This window comes from Komagataeibacter diospyri (assembly GCF_043995075.1).
In the GTDB taxonomy this organism is placed as follows: domain Bacteria; phylum Pseudomonadota; class Alphaproteobacteria; order Acetobacterales; family Acetobacteraceae; genus Komagataeibacter; species Komagataeibacter diospyri.
Genome location: NZ_CP171836.1, coordinates 485000 through 501979, shown reverse-complemented (window position 1 = coordinate 501979; position 16980 = coordinate 485000). Strand labels below are relative to the sequence as shown.

14 protein-coding genes are annotated in these 16980 nt (G+C 57.3%); 5 read left to right on the top strand and 9 right to left on the bottom strand.

Features of this window, described 5'->3' with window-relative positions; all coding sequences use genetic code 11:
• Positions 1-88 precede the first annotated feature (88 nt).
• The gene (locus ACE2AA_RS02300) at positions 89-1375 is read right to left on the bottom strand and encodes an Hsp70 family protein (RefSeq protein WP_141259632.1); all 1287 of its coding nucleotides are present in this window, start codon (positions 1373-1375) and stop codon (positions 89-91) included.
• Positions 1376-1444: 69 nt separating this feature from the next.
• Positions 1445-1675 (bottom strand): hypothetical protein, encoded by a 231-nt coding sequence (locus ACE2AA_RS02295; protein ID WP_141259631.1) that lies wholly within the window; start codon positions 1673-1675, stop codon positions 1445-1447.
• A gap of 301 nt (positions 1676-1976) precedes the next feature.
• Between ACE2AA_RS02295 and ACE2AA_RS02290 the strand changes: the two genes are divergently transcribed.
• The 3 genes from ACE2AA_RS02290 to ACE2AA_RS02280 all read left to right on the top strand — a co-directional run bounded on the left by ACE2AA_RS02290 (position 1977) and on the right by ACE2AA_RS02280 (position 6296).
• Entirely contained in the window at positions 1977-2957 is a 981-nt protein-coding gene (locus ACE2AA_RS02290) for a LysR family transcriptional regulator (RefSeq protein ID WP_395370957.1), read from the top strand.
• Positions 2958-3056: 99 nt separating this feature from the next.
• The gene (locus ACE2AA_RS02285) at positions 3057-4580 is read left to right on the top strand and encodes an ABC transporter substrate-binding protein/permease (RefSeq protein ID WP_395372081.1); all 1524 of its coding nucleotides are present in this window, start codon (positions 3057-3059) and stop codon (positions 4578-4580) included.
• Between the two features lie 534 nt (positions 4581-5114).
• Complete coding sequence (locus tag ACE2AA_RS02280; RefSeq protein WP_395370956.1) at positions 5115-6296, top strand: acyl-CoA dehydrogenase family protein; 1182 nt, start codon at positions 5115-5117, stop codon at positions 6294-6296.
• Positions 6297-6466: 170 nt separating this feature from the next.
• Here ACE2AA_RS02280 and ACE2AA_RS02275 read toward each other — a convergent pair whose 3' ends face one another.
• Genes ACE2AA_RS02275 through ACE2AA_RS02245 form a run of 7 tightly spaced genes read right to left on the bottom strand, consistent with a single transcriptional unit; the run spans position 6467 to position 13566 of the window.
• Positions 6467-7099, bottom strand: a complete 633-nt coding sequence (locus ACE2AA_RS02275) for a TetR/AcrR family transcriptional regulator (protein ID WP_141259629.1) — start codon at positions 7097-7099, stop codon at positions 6467-6469.
• A gap of 42 nt (positions 7100-7141) precedes the next feature.
• Positions 7142-7939, bottom strand: a complete 798-nt coding sequence (locus tag ACE2AA_RS02270) for a transporter substrate-binding domain-containing protein (protein ID WP_395370955.1) — start codon at positions 7937-7939, stop codon at positions 7142-7144.
• 13 nt (positions 7940-7952) lie between these two features.
• The gene (locus tag ACE2AA_RS02265) at positions 7953-8846 is read right to left on the bottom strand and encodes a polysaccharide deacetylase (protein WP_395370954.1); all 894 of its coding nucleotides are present in this window, start codon (positions 8844-8846) and stop codon (positions 7953-7955) included.
• Between the two features lie 21 nt (positions 8847-8867).
• Positions 8868-9683: an amino acid ABC transporter ATP-binding protein gene (locus tag ACE2AA_RS02260; RefSeq protein WP_141259626.1), complete on the bottom strand. Its 816-nt coding sequence runs from the start codon at positions 9681-9683 to the stop codon at positions 8868-8870.
• Positions 9680-10510, bottom strand: coding sequence for an amino acid ABC transporter permease (locus ACE2AA_RS02255; protein WP_395370953.1), 831 nt, complete (start codon positions 10508-10510; stop codon positions 9680-9682). Before ACE2AA_RS02255 ends, ACE2AA_RS02260 begins: the two co-directional genes overlap by 4 nt.
• 16 nt (positions 10511-10526) lie before the next feature.
• On the bottom strand, positions 10527-11306 hold the full coding sequence (locus ACE2AA_RS02250; protein WP_395370952.1) for an ABC transporter substrate-binding protein: 780 nt from the start codon (positions 11304-11306) through the stop codon (positions 10527-10529).
• 58 nt (positions 11307-11364) lie between these two features.
• Positions 11365-13566 carry a TonB-dependent receptor gene (locus ACE2AA_RS02245; protein ID WP_162515706.1) on the bottom strand — a complete coding sequence of 734 codons (2202 nt, stop codon included), beginning with the start codon at positions 13564-13566 and terminating at the stop codon, positions 11365-11367.
• 782 nt (positions 13567-14348) lie between these two features.
• Here ACE2AA_RS02245 and ACE2AA_RS02240 point away from each other — a divergent pair.
• Together ACE2AA_RS02240 and ACE2AA_RS02235 are read left to right on the top strand one after the other, a co-directional pair.
• A complete protein-coding gene (locus ACE2AA_RS02240) occupies positions 14349-15353 on the top strand; it encodes a dimethylarginine dimethylaminohydrolase family protein (RefSeq protein WP_141259622.1) in 1005 nt (334 codons plus the stop codon).
• A gap of 13 nt (positions 15354-15366) precedes the next feature.
• Positions 15367-16968 carry an amidohydrolase gene (locus ACE2AA_RS02235; RefSeq protein ID WP_395370950.1) on the top strand — a complete coding sequence of 534 codons (1602 nt, stop codon included), beginning with the start codon at positions 15367-15369 and terminating at the stop codon, positions 16966-16968.
• Positions 16969-16980 lie beyond the last annotated feature (12 nt).

Below are 16980 nucleotides of genomic sequence, written 5' to 3'. Positions count from 1 at the left end.
CTGTTTGTTGCTGTTTGATAACAATAAATGAGGACCGAAACCGTTGTAAACACACACAATGACGGGAATACGTGACTGACGGCTGCCATCAGGCATTCATCAGGGCCAGCCCCTCCGCAACCGAGACGAATTCATTACCCATATCCACGCGCTCCGCACCGAAACGCCGGTTGAACAGGTCACGCACGGCAGGCACGAACGACGTGCCCCCCGTCAGGAAGACGCGGTCAATGGCCGTGGCAGGCAACGCCGCGCGTTCCAGCGCCAGCCCCACCGCATCATCGAACTGCTTCAGGTCGGGCGCGATCCAGCCCTCGAATTCAGCACGCGTGATTTCGCGGTTTATATGCACGTCACGGTGGTCGTAGCGCAGCACCGTGCGGTCCGTGGTGGACAGTTCCCGCTTTGCCGCCCCCACCGCGCGGTACAGCGCCTGCCCCTGCTGTTCATCAATGATGTTCATCAGGGCATGGAGCCTGTCGGGTTCGGACGCAGTGCGGGCCACATCCGCGATATTGCGTAGCGTCCGGGGGGTGCGCATCAGCGCCAGCCGGTGCCACCGCCCAAGGCTTGCATACCATTCGGCCGGCACCGGCAGCGGTTGCCCGCCCATGACACGATAGGTGGCATGACGGCCCAGTTCCGGCGCAATGACGTTGTCAATGATACGGTAATCGAACTGGTCCCCCGCGATGCCAACACCGGCATAGCCCAGGGGGGTGGCGCCACGCAGGTTGGCCGGGTCAAAGCGCAGGATGGAAAAGTCACTGGTGCCGCCGCCAAAATCGCCCACCAGCACGGTAGCGGGGGCATCCAGCCGACGGGCAAAATGCCAGCCAGCGGCTTCGGGCTCCAGCGCCACGTCAACATGCTGGAAGCCCGCCGCACGGAAGCTGTCACGCAGGCGCTGTTCACCAAACGCATCATCGGGCCGTTCACCCGCGAAATGCACGGGCCGGCCAACTGTTGCGGTGACATCGGCGGGGTCAATGCCAATCGTGCGCATGAGACATGTCAGGAAGCTTGAGATCAGCATTTCCAGCGTCATGACCTGCCCCATGAGCCGGGTCTGGCGGAAGGATGCCTGTGCCAGATAGGACTTCATGGACATGATCAGCCGACTGTCGGCCGGATCTTCCAGATAGGCGTCAATAGCCGCTGCCCCGATTGCCTCCTGCAGGGATGACCGTCCTGGCATCCCTTCCTCACGCCACAGGCACAGCAGTGACCGGCATGTTGCGGAAGGAGGATGATGGGGAAAGGAAAAACGCGCAGGAGTGGGCCGCCCCTGCTCATCCAGCACGACCACGACGGTGTTGGTCGTACCGAAATCTATACCGAGCCGCACGCTCCGGTTGGATCCGATCGAAGACATACCGCCTCAATAGGCATGTGTCTGCCGCATGTCCATCCACCGGGTCATGTTTTGCAGGCCCCGCCCCGATCAGGAACCGGACGGACGCCCCGTAATGAGCCAGAGCATGAGTGCCGGCAGAAAAAAATACAGCCCCGTGGCCGCCACCAGCCATGGCATGAGGAACACCACATCCGTATGCAGCACGAAACGGCATATCAGGTTCGCGATCCCCAGCATCGCAACGACGCACACGAATGCGCCCGCGTTCATCAGCAGTGTCCGGTCCCCGTTAATCTGCCGGAGTTTCTGTTCCATCATATGACCTTATCCTTTCACCACCCATGAACCATGTCCCGCACAGGAAATGCCCGCCTGCTGTACCCCAGGACCGCGCATGATGGAAGCCGGCCACGCCCGACCGGGCTGCCGCTGCCTGACACGCGCTGCCACAGCAAGCCGGAAGAAACATGGTGGAACGGTCTCCATGCTTCCTTCCCCGGGCATCATGGTGGCGGAAGGAAAGATTTTCCATTTCCATCCATATTTTTGTTGCTTATTGATAACGATAAGGTACCCCTGTCTGCCTGTGTCATATTGGCCACGAAGGAAACTGCTGCACATGACGCGTTCCTCGCCAGCCACATCCATCAGGTCCGCTGCATTGCACCGTTCCCGACATGCCCGGCGGGCTGGCAGCTTTCAGGGCCAGATTGCTGAAGTGGACCTGCGGATGCTGCGTGTATTCCGCACGGTGGCCCAGCGCGGGGGATTCGCCGCTGCAGAAATTGCCCTGGGCAAAAGCAAGTCCTCGATCAGTGTCGATATCTCCGCTCTGGAACACCGCCTGAATGTCAGGCTGTGCCAGCGTGGCCGTGACGGCTTCGCACTGACGGCGCAGGGCCGGTTGGTGCTGGACGCCATGGAACAGTTGCAGGCCAGCATCAATGCGTTCCAGCAGCGCATCAATGCAATCCGTGGCGTACTGACCGGACGTTTCTGCCTGTATGTCACCGACAATACGCAGGTTCATGGCGAAACGGCCATCGTGCGCGCCATCGAAACCTTTACGACCCGCCACAGGGGAGTTTTCATGGATGTGCGGTCCGCTTCAACCCGGGAGGTGGAATGCGCGATACTGAACGGACAGGCTGCAGCAGGTATCGCCCTCTATCCCCATGCCAGCCCGCATGACAGGAACACGGTTCTGTTTACCGAACGCCTGAACCTGTATTGCGGGGCGCGCCATCCCCTGTTCACCCTGGCGGAAACCGACATAACGCTGGATGTCCTGGCCGCGCAACAGATGATAGAAGTGTCAGATGTCGCCAGTTCGCCCGGTTGGGACAGAATTCGCACGCGCATGACCTTTTCAGCCGCGGCGGAAAATGTGGACGCGCGCGTACTGCTGATCCGGACGGGAAATTATATCGGCTTCCTGCCCGAACCATTCGCCCGGCCACTGGTTGCCGCCGGGGCGCTGCGACAGATCCTGTTTGATGACCTGCACCTGACCACCACCTTTCATTTCCTGGACCGCTCCGTCCCTGAAACGAACCTGATGGTCGAGACCTTTCGCTCCATACTCGAAAATGAATGCTGACATCGCGATGTACCCTGTCCGCATGACTGTCCCGGCGGGAGCCACGTGACCATGACGTTCTCCCGCCTGCGTACATTCTTCCTGCACTGCCTGCCTGTCATGCTGGGCCTGTTTACCCTTTCGCCATCCGGCGCCAGAGCTACCGACCAGCCCGGGTTCATGCATGACGATACACTGACAATATGCGTCAACCCCACTCTGCCGCCCATGATATTCGTTGCAGGCGCGGATGCATCGACCACGTCGGGGGTGGATATTGACCTGGCACAGGCACTGGCCCGTTACTGGCATGCCCGTTTGGTCGTGACACCAATGGATTTTGTCGGCCTGTTTCCCAGCCTGGCGGCCCAGCGCTGCGGCATGGTCATAAGCGGTATCATCAAGCTGCCGGAACGCGAGAAGAATTTCGATGCCGTTTCCTATTTCGATACGGCGCTTGCCATCGTGGCGCGGGCAGGCACGACCGCCATTTCATCCATGGCTGACCTGTCGGGCAAAACGGTCGCGATCCAGACCGGAACAAGTTACGCCGTCCGTATCGAACGCGAGAACGAACGACTGATCGCCGCCGGGCGGCCACCCATCATCATCCAGCAGTATCCGACGGAAGACCAGGTGGTGCAGCAACTCCTGATCGGACGCGTCTTCGCTTTCGCCAGCCAGGATGTGGAACTTTATTACCGGCAGAAGCAGTTGCATGGCAAAGTCAACATCATCCTGACACCGGATTATCCGGAATACCGCCACTTTGGGATCTATATCCGCCAGAACGCCGCTGACCGCGAAAAACTCGCCACCGCCATGGCGGCGCTACAGGCAGATGGCACCATCACGGCCATAAAGAAAAAATGGGCTATAAGCGATAATGGCAAAACCGCCTTTACGCAGAATGCACAGCCACCTGCGTTCCGCTGGGATACGTTCTTTGCCGCGTTACGGTCCGGTACCTTCATAAAGGGCGCATGCATTACACTCAGCATAGCCATGCTATCCCATCTGGTAGCCATCCTGATCGCCATTCCCATGGCCATTGCCCTTAACGGTTCCAATTCCATTACAAGGCAGATATTGCGTATTTATGTATCGGTCTTCCGGGGCGCGCCGACCCTGCTGCAACTTCTGTTCATATGGAATGCCCTGCCGCAGTTCCTGCCGATTTTTCGTGAGGAATGGTTTACTCCCTTCCTTGCCACCTGGCTGGCGCTGTCGATCAATGAATCCGCCTATCAGGTTGAAATCAACCGCGCGGCCCTGAGCGCCGTGGACAAAGGGCAGGAACACGCGGCAGACGCGCTGGGCATGAACCGCCGGCAGGTTTATTTCCACGTTATTTTCCCGCAGGCGCTCAGAATTGCGCTGCCGCCTACAATCAACGAATTCATTAACCTGATCAAGACAACATCCCTTGCATCGGTCATTTCATTACAGGAACTTCTGGCCGTAACGCAGGTGCAGGTTGCCCGCACTTTTGAATTTACCGAATATTATGCCGTTGCCCTGGTCTATTATCTGGCGATGGTCTTTTTCTTCCTTTTTATCCAGAAACGGGTTGAACGACGCTTTTCATGGGCAGACCGGCAGATGGCGTCCGCCAATGATACCCCCCCCCCGCAGATAGATTAACCTGTTCATGAACAAGGTTATTTAAAATATAACAAGAGTCTTCTTGAAACAACCAGTTCAGAAAAACACCATGCATCAGGGGCACTCATCTGTACAAGCCATGCATCCGGATCATACAATGATGACCAGAACCGTACCTGAAACGTATAACTTATCTACAAGGCGACATGGTAACGGAGAGAAAATATTGACGGTACAGCGCGCAAAACCATCCCACGAAAACCGTGGTGCGTGGTGCATACAGGGATCCGCTCAGTTCAGGCCGATGATGGAACAATTGTGCTTTTGCCCCGACTTCATGGGCCAGAACACTTTCTGAAACGCAAGCAGTCATCCGTTCCATGCCTGCTATCGCAGCATGCCACCTGCCTTTTCTGATATATATATATATGTTTTCTATCTATGCAGGCGCGGTTTAAAGTATTCATGATATCTTATGAAAGCAGATAGCGGCCTTCCTTCATGGTGGTCGCTTACTGCAGATCCTCTTGGCCCATGCAGAAATATCCATAATCGCGGGAGAGAATACCGGACATGAAGACACGTTTAAAATCATCCGCTCCTGCCACGGCGCATACTGTCCCACCCGCGTTTGTTACAGCGCCAGTAATGGACAGGCTGGCCGCGCGTTTTGCAAAAAGGGCGGCGCAATATGACAAAAGCGGGAATCTACCACTCCAGAACCTGGCAGACCTGCGAAAGGCTGGCCTTCTTGCCTGCGCCATTCCCACCGCATATGGCGGGGATGGCGCAGGCCTGCAGGAAATCGTGCATATTACAGATCGTATTGCACAGGCTGACCCTTCCACTGCACTGATCCTTGCCATGCATTACCTGCACACGGTGTCGTTCGCCCTGTCACCGTTATGGCAAGAACCCCTTCGTTCGGCACTCTTCAGGTCCATTGAGCAAAAAGGCGCCCTGATGAACGGCCTGCGGGTCGAACCGGAACTGGGCACACCCGCACGCGGCGGCCTGCCCGCAACCACCGTGGTCAGGAAAAACGGCGTCTATTGTCTTTCCGGTGCCAAGATTTTTTCAACAGGATCATACGCGCTGACCTGGGCACTGGTATGGGCCAGAACAGATGAGGAGAATCCGCGTGTTGGCTGGGTGCTCGTACCGATTCACCTGCCCGGCGTAAAAATTGAAAAAAGCTGGGACCATATCGGCATGCGGGCCACCGGTAGCCATACCGTCGTGTTTGATAATGTGGCGTTGCCGGAAGATCATCTCGCAGGTCTGACGGACCCAGCTTATATGCCCGATTACGCAGCACGACTTGGCGTCTGGCATGCAGTGACGGTCGGTGCGTTATATAATGGCATTGCGAAGGCCGCGCGGGCGTGGTTCACTGGATATCTTCATGACCGCGTGCCCGCCAATCTGGGCCGCCCCCTGTCTACCCTGCCCCGTTTCCAGTCACTGGTCGGGGAAATCGATGCCCTTCTGCTGACGAACAGTGCGCTTGTGGACCGTGCCGTTGAACAGGACCGGGAAGGGATTTTCGATGGCGTAAATGCTGACCTGACCAAATATATTACAACGGAAAATGCCATTACCGTCGTGGAAAAGGCCCTGGCTGCAATCGGCAATCCCGGCCTGAGCCGGCATCAGCCACTGGAACGGCATTACCGCAACGTATTGTGCGGCCGGGTTCATACCCCGCAGGGGGACAGTGTCCTGCTGCATGCGGGCCGAAAGGCCTTAGGTTAAATCAGATCACACACGGACGGGGCAGACAGGACAGCAATGGCCGCGTTTACAAACGTGGCGTTGCAGGTAACGGGGCCGGCGTTCTCCCAACGCGGACTCCGCCCGTCAGTGAATGTCATCACGCAATACCTATGGCACGTGCCACATGCCGCCCTTCATATACGACGGATCTAGACAGGTTTTTCCGGCTCAACGATCAGGCCACGCAAGACCATGCGCACACTCGGGTCACCCCACAGCTTCATGCCTTCCGCCACCGTATGGGCCGAAACCACGATCCGCGCCAGCACGGCATTGCCAACATCAATCAGCAGGGAAGCCAGCAGGGCAATATCCACATCGTCCCCGATACGCCCCATATTGCGATACCGGGTCAGTATGCGGATGTACTGCTTGTAGATCAGGGTATCCAGCCTGCGCGCCGTGCGGTAAGCGGCAGACTGGTCATCGAGCAGTTTGGCGGTCAGGATGATTTTCCATGAATCCCGGCCAAGGAAGCGTAGCGCCTGCTCGGCCAGCATGTTTTCGAACGCGATGATGCCCGCCACCGGATCATCCGGCAGCGCACGCATGAACCGGCGGCGTTCGGGAAGGGCGGCTTCCAGATGCCGAAGAATAATACTGAGGAAAATATTATTCTTTGTTTCAAAATAGTTATAGACCGTAGCCGAAGCAACAGACGCTTCCACGGCAATGGCTTCGATCTTGGTTGATTCATAGCCCTGTGTCTGGAACAGCAGTTCAGCTGCATCCAGAACTTCGGACTCTTTATGATTTCTTGAGGAGCGGGGTGGCGTGGTCAAACCGGCTGGTCCATCTGATAGCAGGCTGTGCGCACGTATCCATCACTGACTGACAGGTACGGGCGACTGCCGTAATTCTTCGTCAAGGCCATTTTCCTGCGACAAACCCCATTTATCAAGAAGTTCTTTGTAATTTCCATTCAGGACAAGTTCACGCAGGCCGCTGCGGATCTGTTCCGCCAGTTCCGTGCTGCCCTTATGGAGCCCAATTCCGAATTTCTGTGGGAAAATCAGCCCTTCCATTGCCGTAATCCGTCCCTTTTCACGTCGCGTCACATATTGGGTGACAATGCTGTCAACCATCATCGCCTGCACCCGCCCTTCATAAAGCTGGATCATGGCGTCGGAGTCATTTTCCGCGGGATAGAACCTGATGTCGTTCCCGCTGCAGTTTTCCGCGCTCCATTGCTGGATCTGCGCGGGCTGGCTGGTGGTCCTGTTGGCCGCGACGTATTTGCCGCACAGGTCGCGCTGGGTGCGGAAAATCGCCGCATCGCGCGTCGGCACGAGAAAACGCGAGCCTTCACGCAGGTAATCCACGAAGTCCACGGATTCCCGCCGCACCGCATTGTCGATCATGCCATTGAAGAACAGATCCACCCGCCCGGTCTGGACGGCAGGCAGCAGTTCTTCAAAACTGATTTCATGAAACGTCAGCGCCCAGCCATTCTGCCGGGCAAGCGCGGTGGCAAGGTCAATATCAAAGCCTTCCAGTTGCCCCGTCTCCGGGTCTCGCATGTCGAGCGGCGGATAGCTGGGATAAACACCGATCACCACCTGCCGGGGCGCTGCTGTGGCCATGACCGGCCACAGCAGCACGGGCAGAAGGGCCCGGATCACCCCAAATGCACGATCACGATACCGCAAGGGCTTTTTCCTGCTGTTCGTAATACCGTGCGATCTCCTCCCCTGTTGTAATCCATACGTCGTTGCAACTGACAGTATATTGCAGGAATTCGCGCAACAGCCGGAAGCGCATCGGCCGGCCGCTTACCTGCGGATGGAACACGGTTGTCACAAGGTCGCCCCATGCGCGGGTTTCATCAAGGTCATCGCGCCACATCGACAGCACATGCTCCTTGGGAAAGATCGAGCGCGGGCTGAAACGGTTCGCAAGCCCGTGCATCCAGTCATCGTAACTGGTGGTCTGGGGCAGTTCGATCAGGCCGGGCGATCCGTCCTTCATCACGTGCCGGTAAGGACGCACATCATCAAACCAGGAACTGGTATAGAGGAAATTACGCTCCTTCAGGCTCTGGCACAGTTCGGCCGATGCTTCCCCGATGGGCGCACGATAACCCACAGGCACCACGCCCAGCCGCCTTTTAAGCACTTCCAGCCCGTAATCCAGTTCCTCCAGCATATGATCGGCGCCGGGTTCGGGAATGAGATGATGATAGCCGTGATGCCCGATTTCATGACCATCAGCCAGCACCGCCTCGGCCATGGCGGGATGGGCTTCCACCGCCCAGCCGGTGATGAAAAACGTGGCCTTCAGCCCCATTTCCCGTAAAAGCCCGAGGATGACGGGTGTGCCCACCCGTGCCTCGAACCCGCCGAAGGACATGGTGACAAGGCGGTCGGCATGGGACGGGTCCTTGCCGGTCCAGGCACTTTCCGCATCAATATCGAACGACAGGAACATGGCGGCCCGGTTCCCTTCGGGCCAGGGGTAGCGCAGGGCGGGCGGTGCCTGGTTGGGCGGCGTCAGCGGGACGTTGCGATAGCGTTCATAGGTTGCGGACATCTTGTATGAATTCCTGTAATTTCAGTTGGTCTGTGCGCGTGCGCCCAGCGTGGAGGCCAGGAAATCAGCCGCCCGTGGGTGCGATGGCGCGGAAAAAAACTGTGCGGACGGGGCATCTTCCGCGATGACCCCGTGATCCATGAACACGACCCGGCTTGCGACCTCACGCGCAAAACCCATTTCATGGGTCACGACGATCATGCTCATGCCGGTTGCGGCAACCTGTTTCATGACCGCCAGCACGCGGCCTACGGATTCCGGGTCAAGCGCACTGGTCGGTTCGTCAAACAGCATGACCTTGGGCTTCATGGCCAAGGCCCGGGCGATGGCGACACGCTGCTGCTGGCCACCGGACAGCTGGGCCGGATAATGGTCCATCCGTTCCCCCAGTCCCACCCATTCCAGCAGGCGACAGGCCTCCCTGCGCGCTTCCGCCGGCGGGACAGACAGGACATGGAGAGGGCCTTCCATCACGTTCTGCACCGCCGTCATGTGTGAAAACAGATTGAATTTCTGAAAGACCATACCGGTCTTGAGACGCTGGCGCGCGATCTGGCGCTCCGACAGGCGGTAAAAGCGTCCGCCCTTTGCTGCAGCAATCCCCATCAGTTCGCCATCCACGACCACACTGCCGCCCTGATAACGCTCAAGCTGGGCGATGCAGCGCAGGAGCGTGGTCTTGCCCGATCCCGATCCGCCCAGCACGCACATCACATCCCCCTGGTTCAGGGTGCACGACACCCCTTTCAGAATGGATGTGCTGCCGTACGACTTGCGCAGGTTCCTGACCTCAAGGATGGGTGACGCTGGTATTGCTGCGATATCTGTGGCAGTCATCCCGACCATCCCCTGTTGATACGTTTTTCAAGAAAATACTGCACAGGCATCAGAACGGTCACAATCGTCAGATACCAGAACCCGGTCACAAGCAGCAGTTCGATCACCCGGGCATTGGCGTAATAGATGTTCTGCGCACTATGCAGTATTTCCGGATACTGGATCATGCTTGAAAGTGATGTAAGCTTGATCATGCTGATGAACTCGTTCCCCAGCGGTGGAATGACCACCCGCAGGGCCTGCGGCAGGATGACCCGGCGCAGCGCCAGCAGACGTGTCATGCCGATCATGCAGCAGGCTTCATATTGTCCCCTGTCCACACTGGTCAGACCGGAACGCATGATTTCGGTGATGTAGGCCCCCTGATTCAGCCCCAGACCAAGCAGCGCGGACAGGAACGGCGTCATAAGCTGCACTGTCTGGACCGAACCGTAACCGGGTATCCATATATGCGGGAACACCAGCGCCAGATTGAACCACAAAAGCAGTTGCAGGATGACCGGCGTCCCCCGGAACAGCCAGACATAACCGGCCGCCACCGTTTTCCAGACCGGGTTGCCTGACTGCTGCACGATGGCAAAGGTCAGGCCGATCACGATACCCAGCATCATGGCGGATATGGCCATGAGCAACGTTGCGGCCACACCCTGCATTATGGTGCGGACCATCAGGAAATGGCTTACATACTTCCACTCGATATCGGAAACGGCAAAGGCATGGATCAGCCACGCCACGAATGCCAGTACGACCACAAGCGACACGACCATATGGTAACGGCCCCGTTCTATGATCGTGCTGTGATCGTCGAGTTGTATTTCAGCAGACATGTCTCACCTGTGCGGACTATGAGGGAATGACTGTATTGGCTTCCAGGTGCCATTTTCGAAGAAGGCTCTGATACTTCCCATCCTTTTTCATCTGTTCGAAATCGGCCCTGATATTGTCAAACAGCGCGCTGTCATGTCGCATGGCAATCGCAAGACAGGCGTGGCTGATGGGGGGCAGAAACCGGCGGAACAGCGAATGGGCATTATCAAGAAAATATCCGACCGTTTCCTCCCCTTGCACGGCGGCCTGCACCCTGCCCTCACGCAGTTCCAGACGGGCCATGGCGGAATTCTCGGTCCCCACCACCGTGATGTCAGGCAGATGGGCGGCCGTACAGACACGTGCGCTCCATGCCTGCAGGATCCGGGCGAAATCGGTACCACGCGCAGCGGATACCGTCCCGCCGCACAGGTCGGTGTCCCGTGTGAACGGACTGCTGCCCGACACCAGCAACTGGGCGCCGGACTGCAGGTAATCAATGAAGCGGAGAACACCCCGCCGACCAGGCGTGTCGTTCAGACCACTGATGATGATGTCAATCCGCCCTGAACCGACATCAACCATCAACTGGGGAAAGGACGCTTCGCGTATTTCCACCGGACGCCCCATCTGCCTTCCCAGCGCATAGGCGAAATCGACATCGAAGCCCTGAAGTTCACCCGTTTCGGGCGCATGGAATTCCATGGGTGGATAAACGGGGTTGATCCCCACGACCAGAGGCGCCGGCGGCGCCCCGTATCCGGCGGTCATGGCCGACAGGGACAGCATGATGCCCCCTGCGGCAAGAACGGACATGAAGGCAGTCCATGCGGATCGGGGCAGGCGACGGCGTAAGCGCATTTATACTCCTGTCCTAATAGGAAGCGGAGATGGTACCGAAGAAGGAACGCGGCGCGCCGATGCTGAAGGACTGGTAATCACCCTGCATCGGATTTCCGTTGTCCCCCATCGTTCCGATATAGGTTGAATTGAACAGGTTATAGACGTTGAAACCAACGGACAGCGTGCTGAGCGGGCCGACACGGTCGAAGTTGTAACGCGCCCCCATTGACGCCAGCCAGTAGGACGGAACATGCAGCGTGTTCATGTAGTCAAACGGGCGGCTGGACATGTAGGATGCATCAAAATGCACTTCCGCACCGCGATAGGCATAGGCAAGCTGCGTTTTATACATGAAGGAAGGATAGTTGACGATCTTCTTCCCCCTGGTGTGATAGGTCGTGCCGCCATCGGACACATCCGATCCGTACCAGCCATGATTATAGCTGAAGCTGTTGTAGAAACTCAGCCCCTTGACCGGGCGTAGGGTCGCCCCCACGTCCACGCCGTTCATGTGGACACTGCCCACGTTGGCGACCGAATCCGTCGGGTTGACAATATTACCCGATGCGATCGTCTGCAGGCGGTTGAAGAAATCAGTATGGTAGAAGCTGACAGACGCAGACAGTTTCTTCGCCTGATAACGGTAGCCGACCATATAGGTCCAGTCGGTTTCCGGCTTGATCACCTTCTTCATTTCATTGAACGTCTGCAGGTTGGTTACACCCCAGACACTGCCCAGGCCATAACCACCATCAGCATAAGTACGCAGGTTCTTGGCAATATCGAAATAGAGTTCGCTATGCCGGTCGAGATGGTAATCAACATTGAAATGCGGCAGGAACCCGTCTGATGCATTCAGGCTGCCCTGCGCCAGTGCCGCCTCGCCCGTATTGTTCGCCACCTGTGATCCACGGGTGGTGGACGTCATGGCCTTGAACCCGACAGACGCCACCAGGTTGGGCTTGATGTAATACTGGTCCTCCACATAGCCCATGAAGGTATTGGTGTTGAAATCGAAGGCCCACATGCGATCAAACGCAGCGCCCAGATGGTTGGGATCCGGCACGCCCTGCCCCAGCAGCGGGGCTTCATACAATGTCTGGCTTATGGCGTTGCGGTAGTATTCGTACCAGATCCCGGCCTTGAGTACATTGTGCCCCATGTGCCAGTTCATACCGGACGTAAACCCGTAACGCATGAGCCAGGGACGCTTGATCTGTTCGGACAATGGCGCCCCGTTAGGCGAGGCATGGAAGGGGTTGGTGAACACCCCCATCGCCTTCTGGCCATGACCATACAGCGTCGTGTCCCATGACAGGTGGTTTGTCATGTTCAGCTTGAGTTTCGTGTACGCTAGGTAATCATTCCAGACACGCCCCACGTCATAATATGCAACGTCCTTGGGATCGTTCGTCTTGTCCTGACCCAGCGTGTATTTCCCCGCCGCCGCGTTATAGGCGTTGGTATAATTGGGATAGTAGTTATCAAGCCGGGTACCATACACCTTCAGGAAATTGAAACTGAGATCCTGATAATCAACCGGCTGCACAAGGTTGTTCCAGTCAAAGAAGAACGACAGTTCGCTGTTGTTCTTCAGCGGCTGGACAAGCTTGGCATTGACGTTCTGTTCAAACTGGTATCCCGCGCCCTTCCACTTGTCCGTGTCATTACGGACATAGGATACGTAAAACCGGGTGCCCGTCCTGTTCAGGTTGCCACTGTCAACCCGGACAAACGTATGGTACGCATTCCAGCTGCCGAAGGACTGCGAAACACGTGCCCCGGCCTTCTGCAGGGGATTGGATGAAACCATGGAGATCTGGCCGCCCAGGTTGGTCGTCCCTGGCGCGTCCACAGCACCCGCACCCTGCGAGATATCCATGCTCGCAATATTTTCCGGCGCGATCGCAGCCTGAGATTTCAGGCCGTTATAGGTAAAATATCCCTGATCGCCCAGCGGAACCCCATCAAGGGTAAAGCCCATCTGGTCCTGCACGAAGCCACGGGCGTACAGCGTGGAAGACCACGTATCCACCCCCAGCGCATCAGACGACGTGAACTGAACGCCGGGCAACTGGGCAAGCATCTTGACCGCACTCGTGCCCGGCACGAATTTGTCCATCATGGCGCGGCTGACCACTTCACTCGTACCGTGTGACTGGGTGCGGGCGGTGGACATGACACGCAACTGTTCCGGCACCTGTGGCGGTGCGGCACCCGCACCGTGCCGCACCGTGTGGGCGCCTGCCCGCGGCGCTGCCGAAACACCATGACGCTGCCCTGAATCGGGAGCGGCCCGGGAAGATTCGGTCGCCCCCTTTGCGGAATCAACGTATGGAACGCAACATACAATGAAAATCCCGAGACATCGGCTACGTCTCATTACATGCCTCCTGACGGATGATTGTAAGGTTTTTGGAATTGATTACTTTTTATTTCTGCATCTGACTGTTTTAGGCACCAGAACATGACGGACCGCACCGGGCACGCGACCACGCGAAACACCACGGGCAGATGCCTGCGCCCTGAACTGGTCTGGAAAAATCAGTCTGCAATCTGATTTCCCCATGTTCCCGGCACTCTCTCCAATAATTGGAATGATATCGAAACGATATGAACGGCACTTCATCCCGACAGTTATGATACCCACGCACTATTTATTTCTTTGTAGTAATGTTATTTCACCCTGCCGTCCGACCCTGTGGAACGTAACTCTTATGTCGGCCCACCCCGCAGCAGGAGAATTGATACTGAATCACAGGTTAGAATCCCTGCTTGAAATAACATAGAACTTTTAAGATCCCTGCTTCCGGGACATTTCTGACATACCGGATAATTAGCAACGTAAACGGAATGAATCGGCCCTGTCCAGACTTTTTGGTGTCAACTCCAAGTTTTTCTTGCGTCGGCTCCAAGGCGCTATAAGATGACATCATGACCGAAGCAGCCGTCATGTTTTTGCTGCATCCGGGATTAATTACTTACATTCAATAATATAAATGGGTCATGCGCGATATGAATGCGATCACAGAAGGCGAATGGCGTTATAACCAGCTGATCAAGCTGTTCCCCTCGGAAGCGGAACCCGCATTCGAGGATACAACACAGCAGGAAGCCGTATGGGGCCAGAAATGGGGATGTAATAACGACGTCGGGCGCCTGCGCATGGTCATGATGCACCGCCCCGGTGACGAAGTGAACATTGTTGATACGTCGAAACGTATGGAAAACAATGCTTTTGGCGATGTCGAAGCAGGCTGGTACTGGCGTGGCGATACAGGCCCGGACCTTGCGGCCATGCAGGCGCAGCACGACAGTTACGTCGCCACCCTGCGTGGGGAGGGCGTGGAGGTTGTCTATCTCGACTCCATCGCGCCGGGCCGTATGAAATCCTGCTTTACCCGGGATTCGCTTATTGCGGTAAAGGGGGGGGCCATTGTCACCCGCATGGGCCCAAAAATCCGCCGCGGTGAAGAACGCCCCGTTACCCAGACACTGGCCCGTATGGGGTGCCCGATCCTGCGGACGATTTCAGGCAATGGTGTTGCCGAAGGCGGCAGCTTTGCATGGCTGAACCCCACGACCGCAGTCATCGGGATTTCCTCGCGCACCACGGAATCCGGAGCCGACCAGATCGAGGAAGTCCTGCGTACGCAGGGTGTAGAACTACTGCGCATTCAACTGACCGGTTACAGGCTTCATATCGATGGCGTGTTTGTCATGCTCGCCCCGGACCTTGCCATCGCCAATATTGCCCTGCTGCCTTACTGGTTCCTTGAAAAGCTTGGTGAACTGGGAATTCACGTCATCGAAGTCGGTTATGAGGATGATGTATCGATCATCAACTGCCTGGCAATCGCCCCCGGCCGTGTCGTGATGCCCGAAGGCGTGTCCGAAAAAACACGCAAGGCGCTGATTGGTGCCGGGGTCGATATCATTCCGGTCAAGTATGACAAGATGATATCGGGTGGTGGCGGCCTGCACTGCTCGACCGGTCCCCTGATCCGCGATGATATCTGAGGAGAGCGGGATAATGTGGAACGACGAATTTTCCGATGCGCAGCGTTGCGCGCTCGACTGGCTGAATGAACGGCAGGCGGCATTTTCCAAAGATCACAAGACAATATGGGATTTTCAGGAACCGTCATGGCGCGAATACCGCTCCAGCCGCTGGTATGTCGAACGCCTGCGCAGCGAAGGGTTCACAGTGGAGGAAGGTACGGCCGGAATGCCGACCGCCTTCCGTGCGGAATGGCGTAACGGAGACGGTCCGGTACTGGCGGGCTACGCTGAATACGACGCGGTGCCGGGACAGTCGCAGGGAGCCGTTCCCTATCAGCAGCCGCGGAAGGGGACAAGCAGGCTGGCGGCGGGCCATACCGACCCGCATTCCGCACTGGGTATCGGTGCCCTGGCCGGTTTCCTTGCCACGAAACGGGCCATGGAAGCGCATTCCATTCCCGGCACGCTCGTCTTCTTTGGCGAACCGGCGGAAAAGATGTGCGGTTCAAAGCCGGTGCATGCCGCGCACGGCTATTATGACGGGCTGGATGCCGCCATCAGCTTCCATCCCCATTCCTTTCCCGCACTGACGAATGGATGTTTCTGGGAAACGACAAGCGCACCTTACTGGAGCCGCATCTACACATTCGAATGCCCCGATCCCGAAACATGGCAGGCGGATATTTCATCGGGTGAAATCACGCATATCCATGCCATTGCACGCGCGCCCGGCGCAATCGATGCGGTCTGCCTGATGTACACCAATTCCAAGATGATGAAGGAATCCATCCTGCCGCATACCGGTAGCTGGACCATCAACGAATTCATCCCGATTGCCGGTCAGGCCACGGCGGACAATTTTGCCCCCGGAATCGGGCAGATTCAGTATTCAATGCGCGCGCCTTCGCTGGATATGTGCCATTCGGCCTTTGAAATCCTTGACCGCAATGCCGACAGTATCGCGGCGATGACGCATTGCACCGTCAAAAAGGAATGGATCACCAAGACCCGTCCCGGTCTGCCCAACCATGTCATGGCGGAAACCACTTTCGCGAATTTCAAAAGACTGGGCGCACCACAATGGGGTGAGGACGCGGTGCGATTTGCCCAGGACGTTCACAAGACCCTCGGCCTGCCCGAGACCACAGAACCCCTGCTGCCCAACATGATGAAGCTGACATCACCACAGGAAGCCGAGGCCGCCTTCCGTGAACAGCTGCCGCCATGGCAGAAGCATTACGCGGCGGATGACTACGTGGATTATACATGGCACGCGCCAACGGTCCGCCTGTATGTCGCCCGCCCCACCCTGCACCACCCCGAAGCGCCCGGCTACCGCTATCCTGCATGGGCGCGCCACGCTATGGCCGGTTATACCGCGTGCATCGACCCGATGTGGAGCCGCGCCTCCCAGGTCATCACCACCACGCTGCTCGACCTGCTGACAAAGCCTGCGGTGCTGGAAGCGGCACAGGCCGAATTCCGTGAGCGGACCGGTGGCGGGGTGGGCGGATCACGCTGGATTGCGCCGCTGCTACCCAAAGATTTCAGGGCGCCAGTTGATTACCACTGGCCTGAATACGTGGAAACGCCCCGCGGCAGTGAATGGTCCATGGGCAATGTGCGCGATTGATCGGACGCAAAG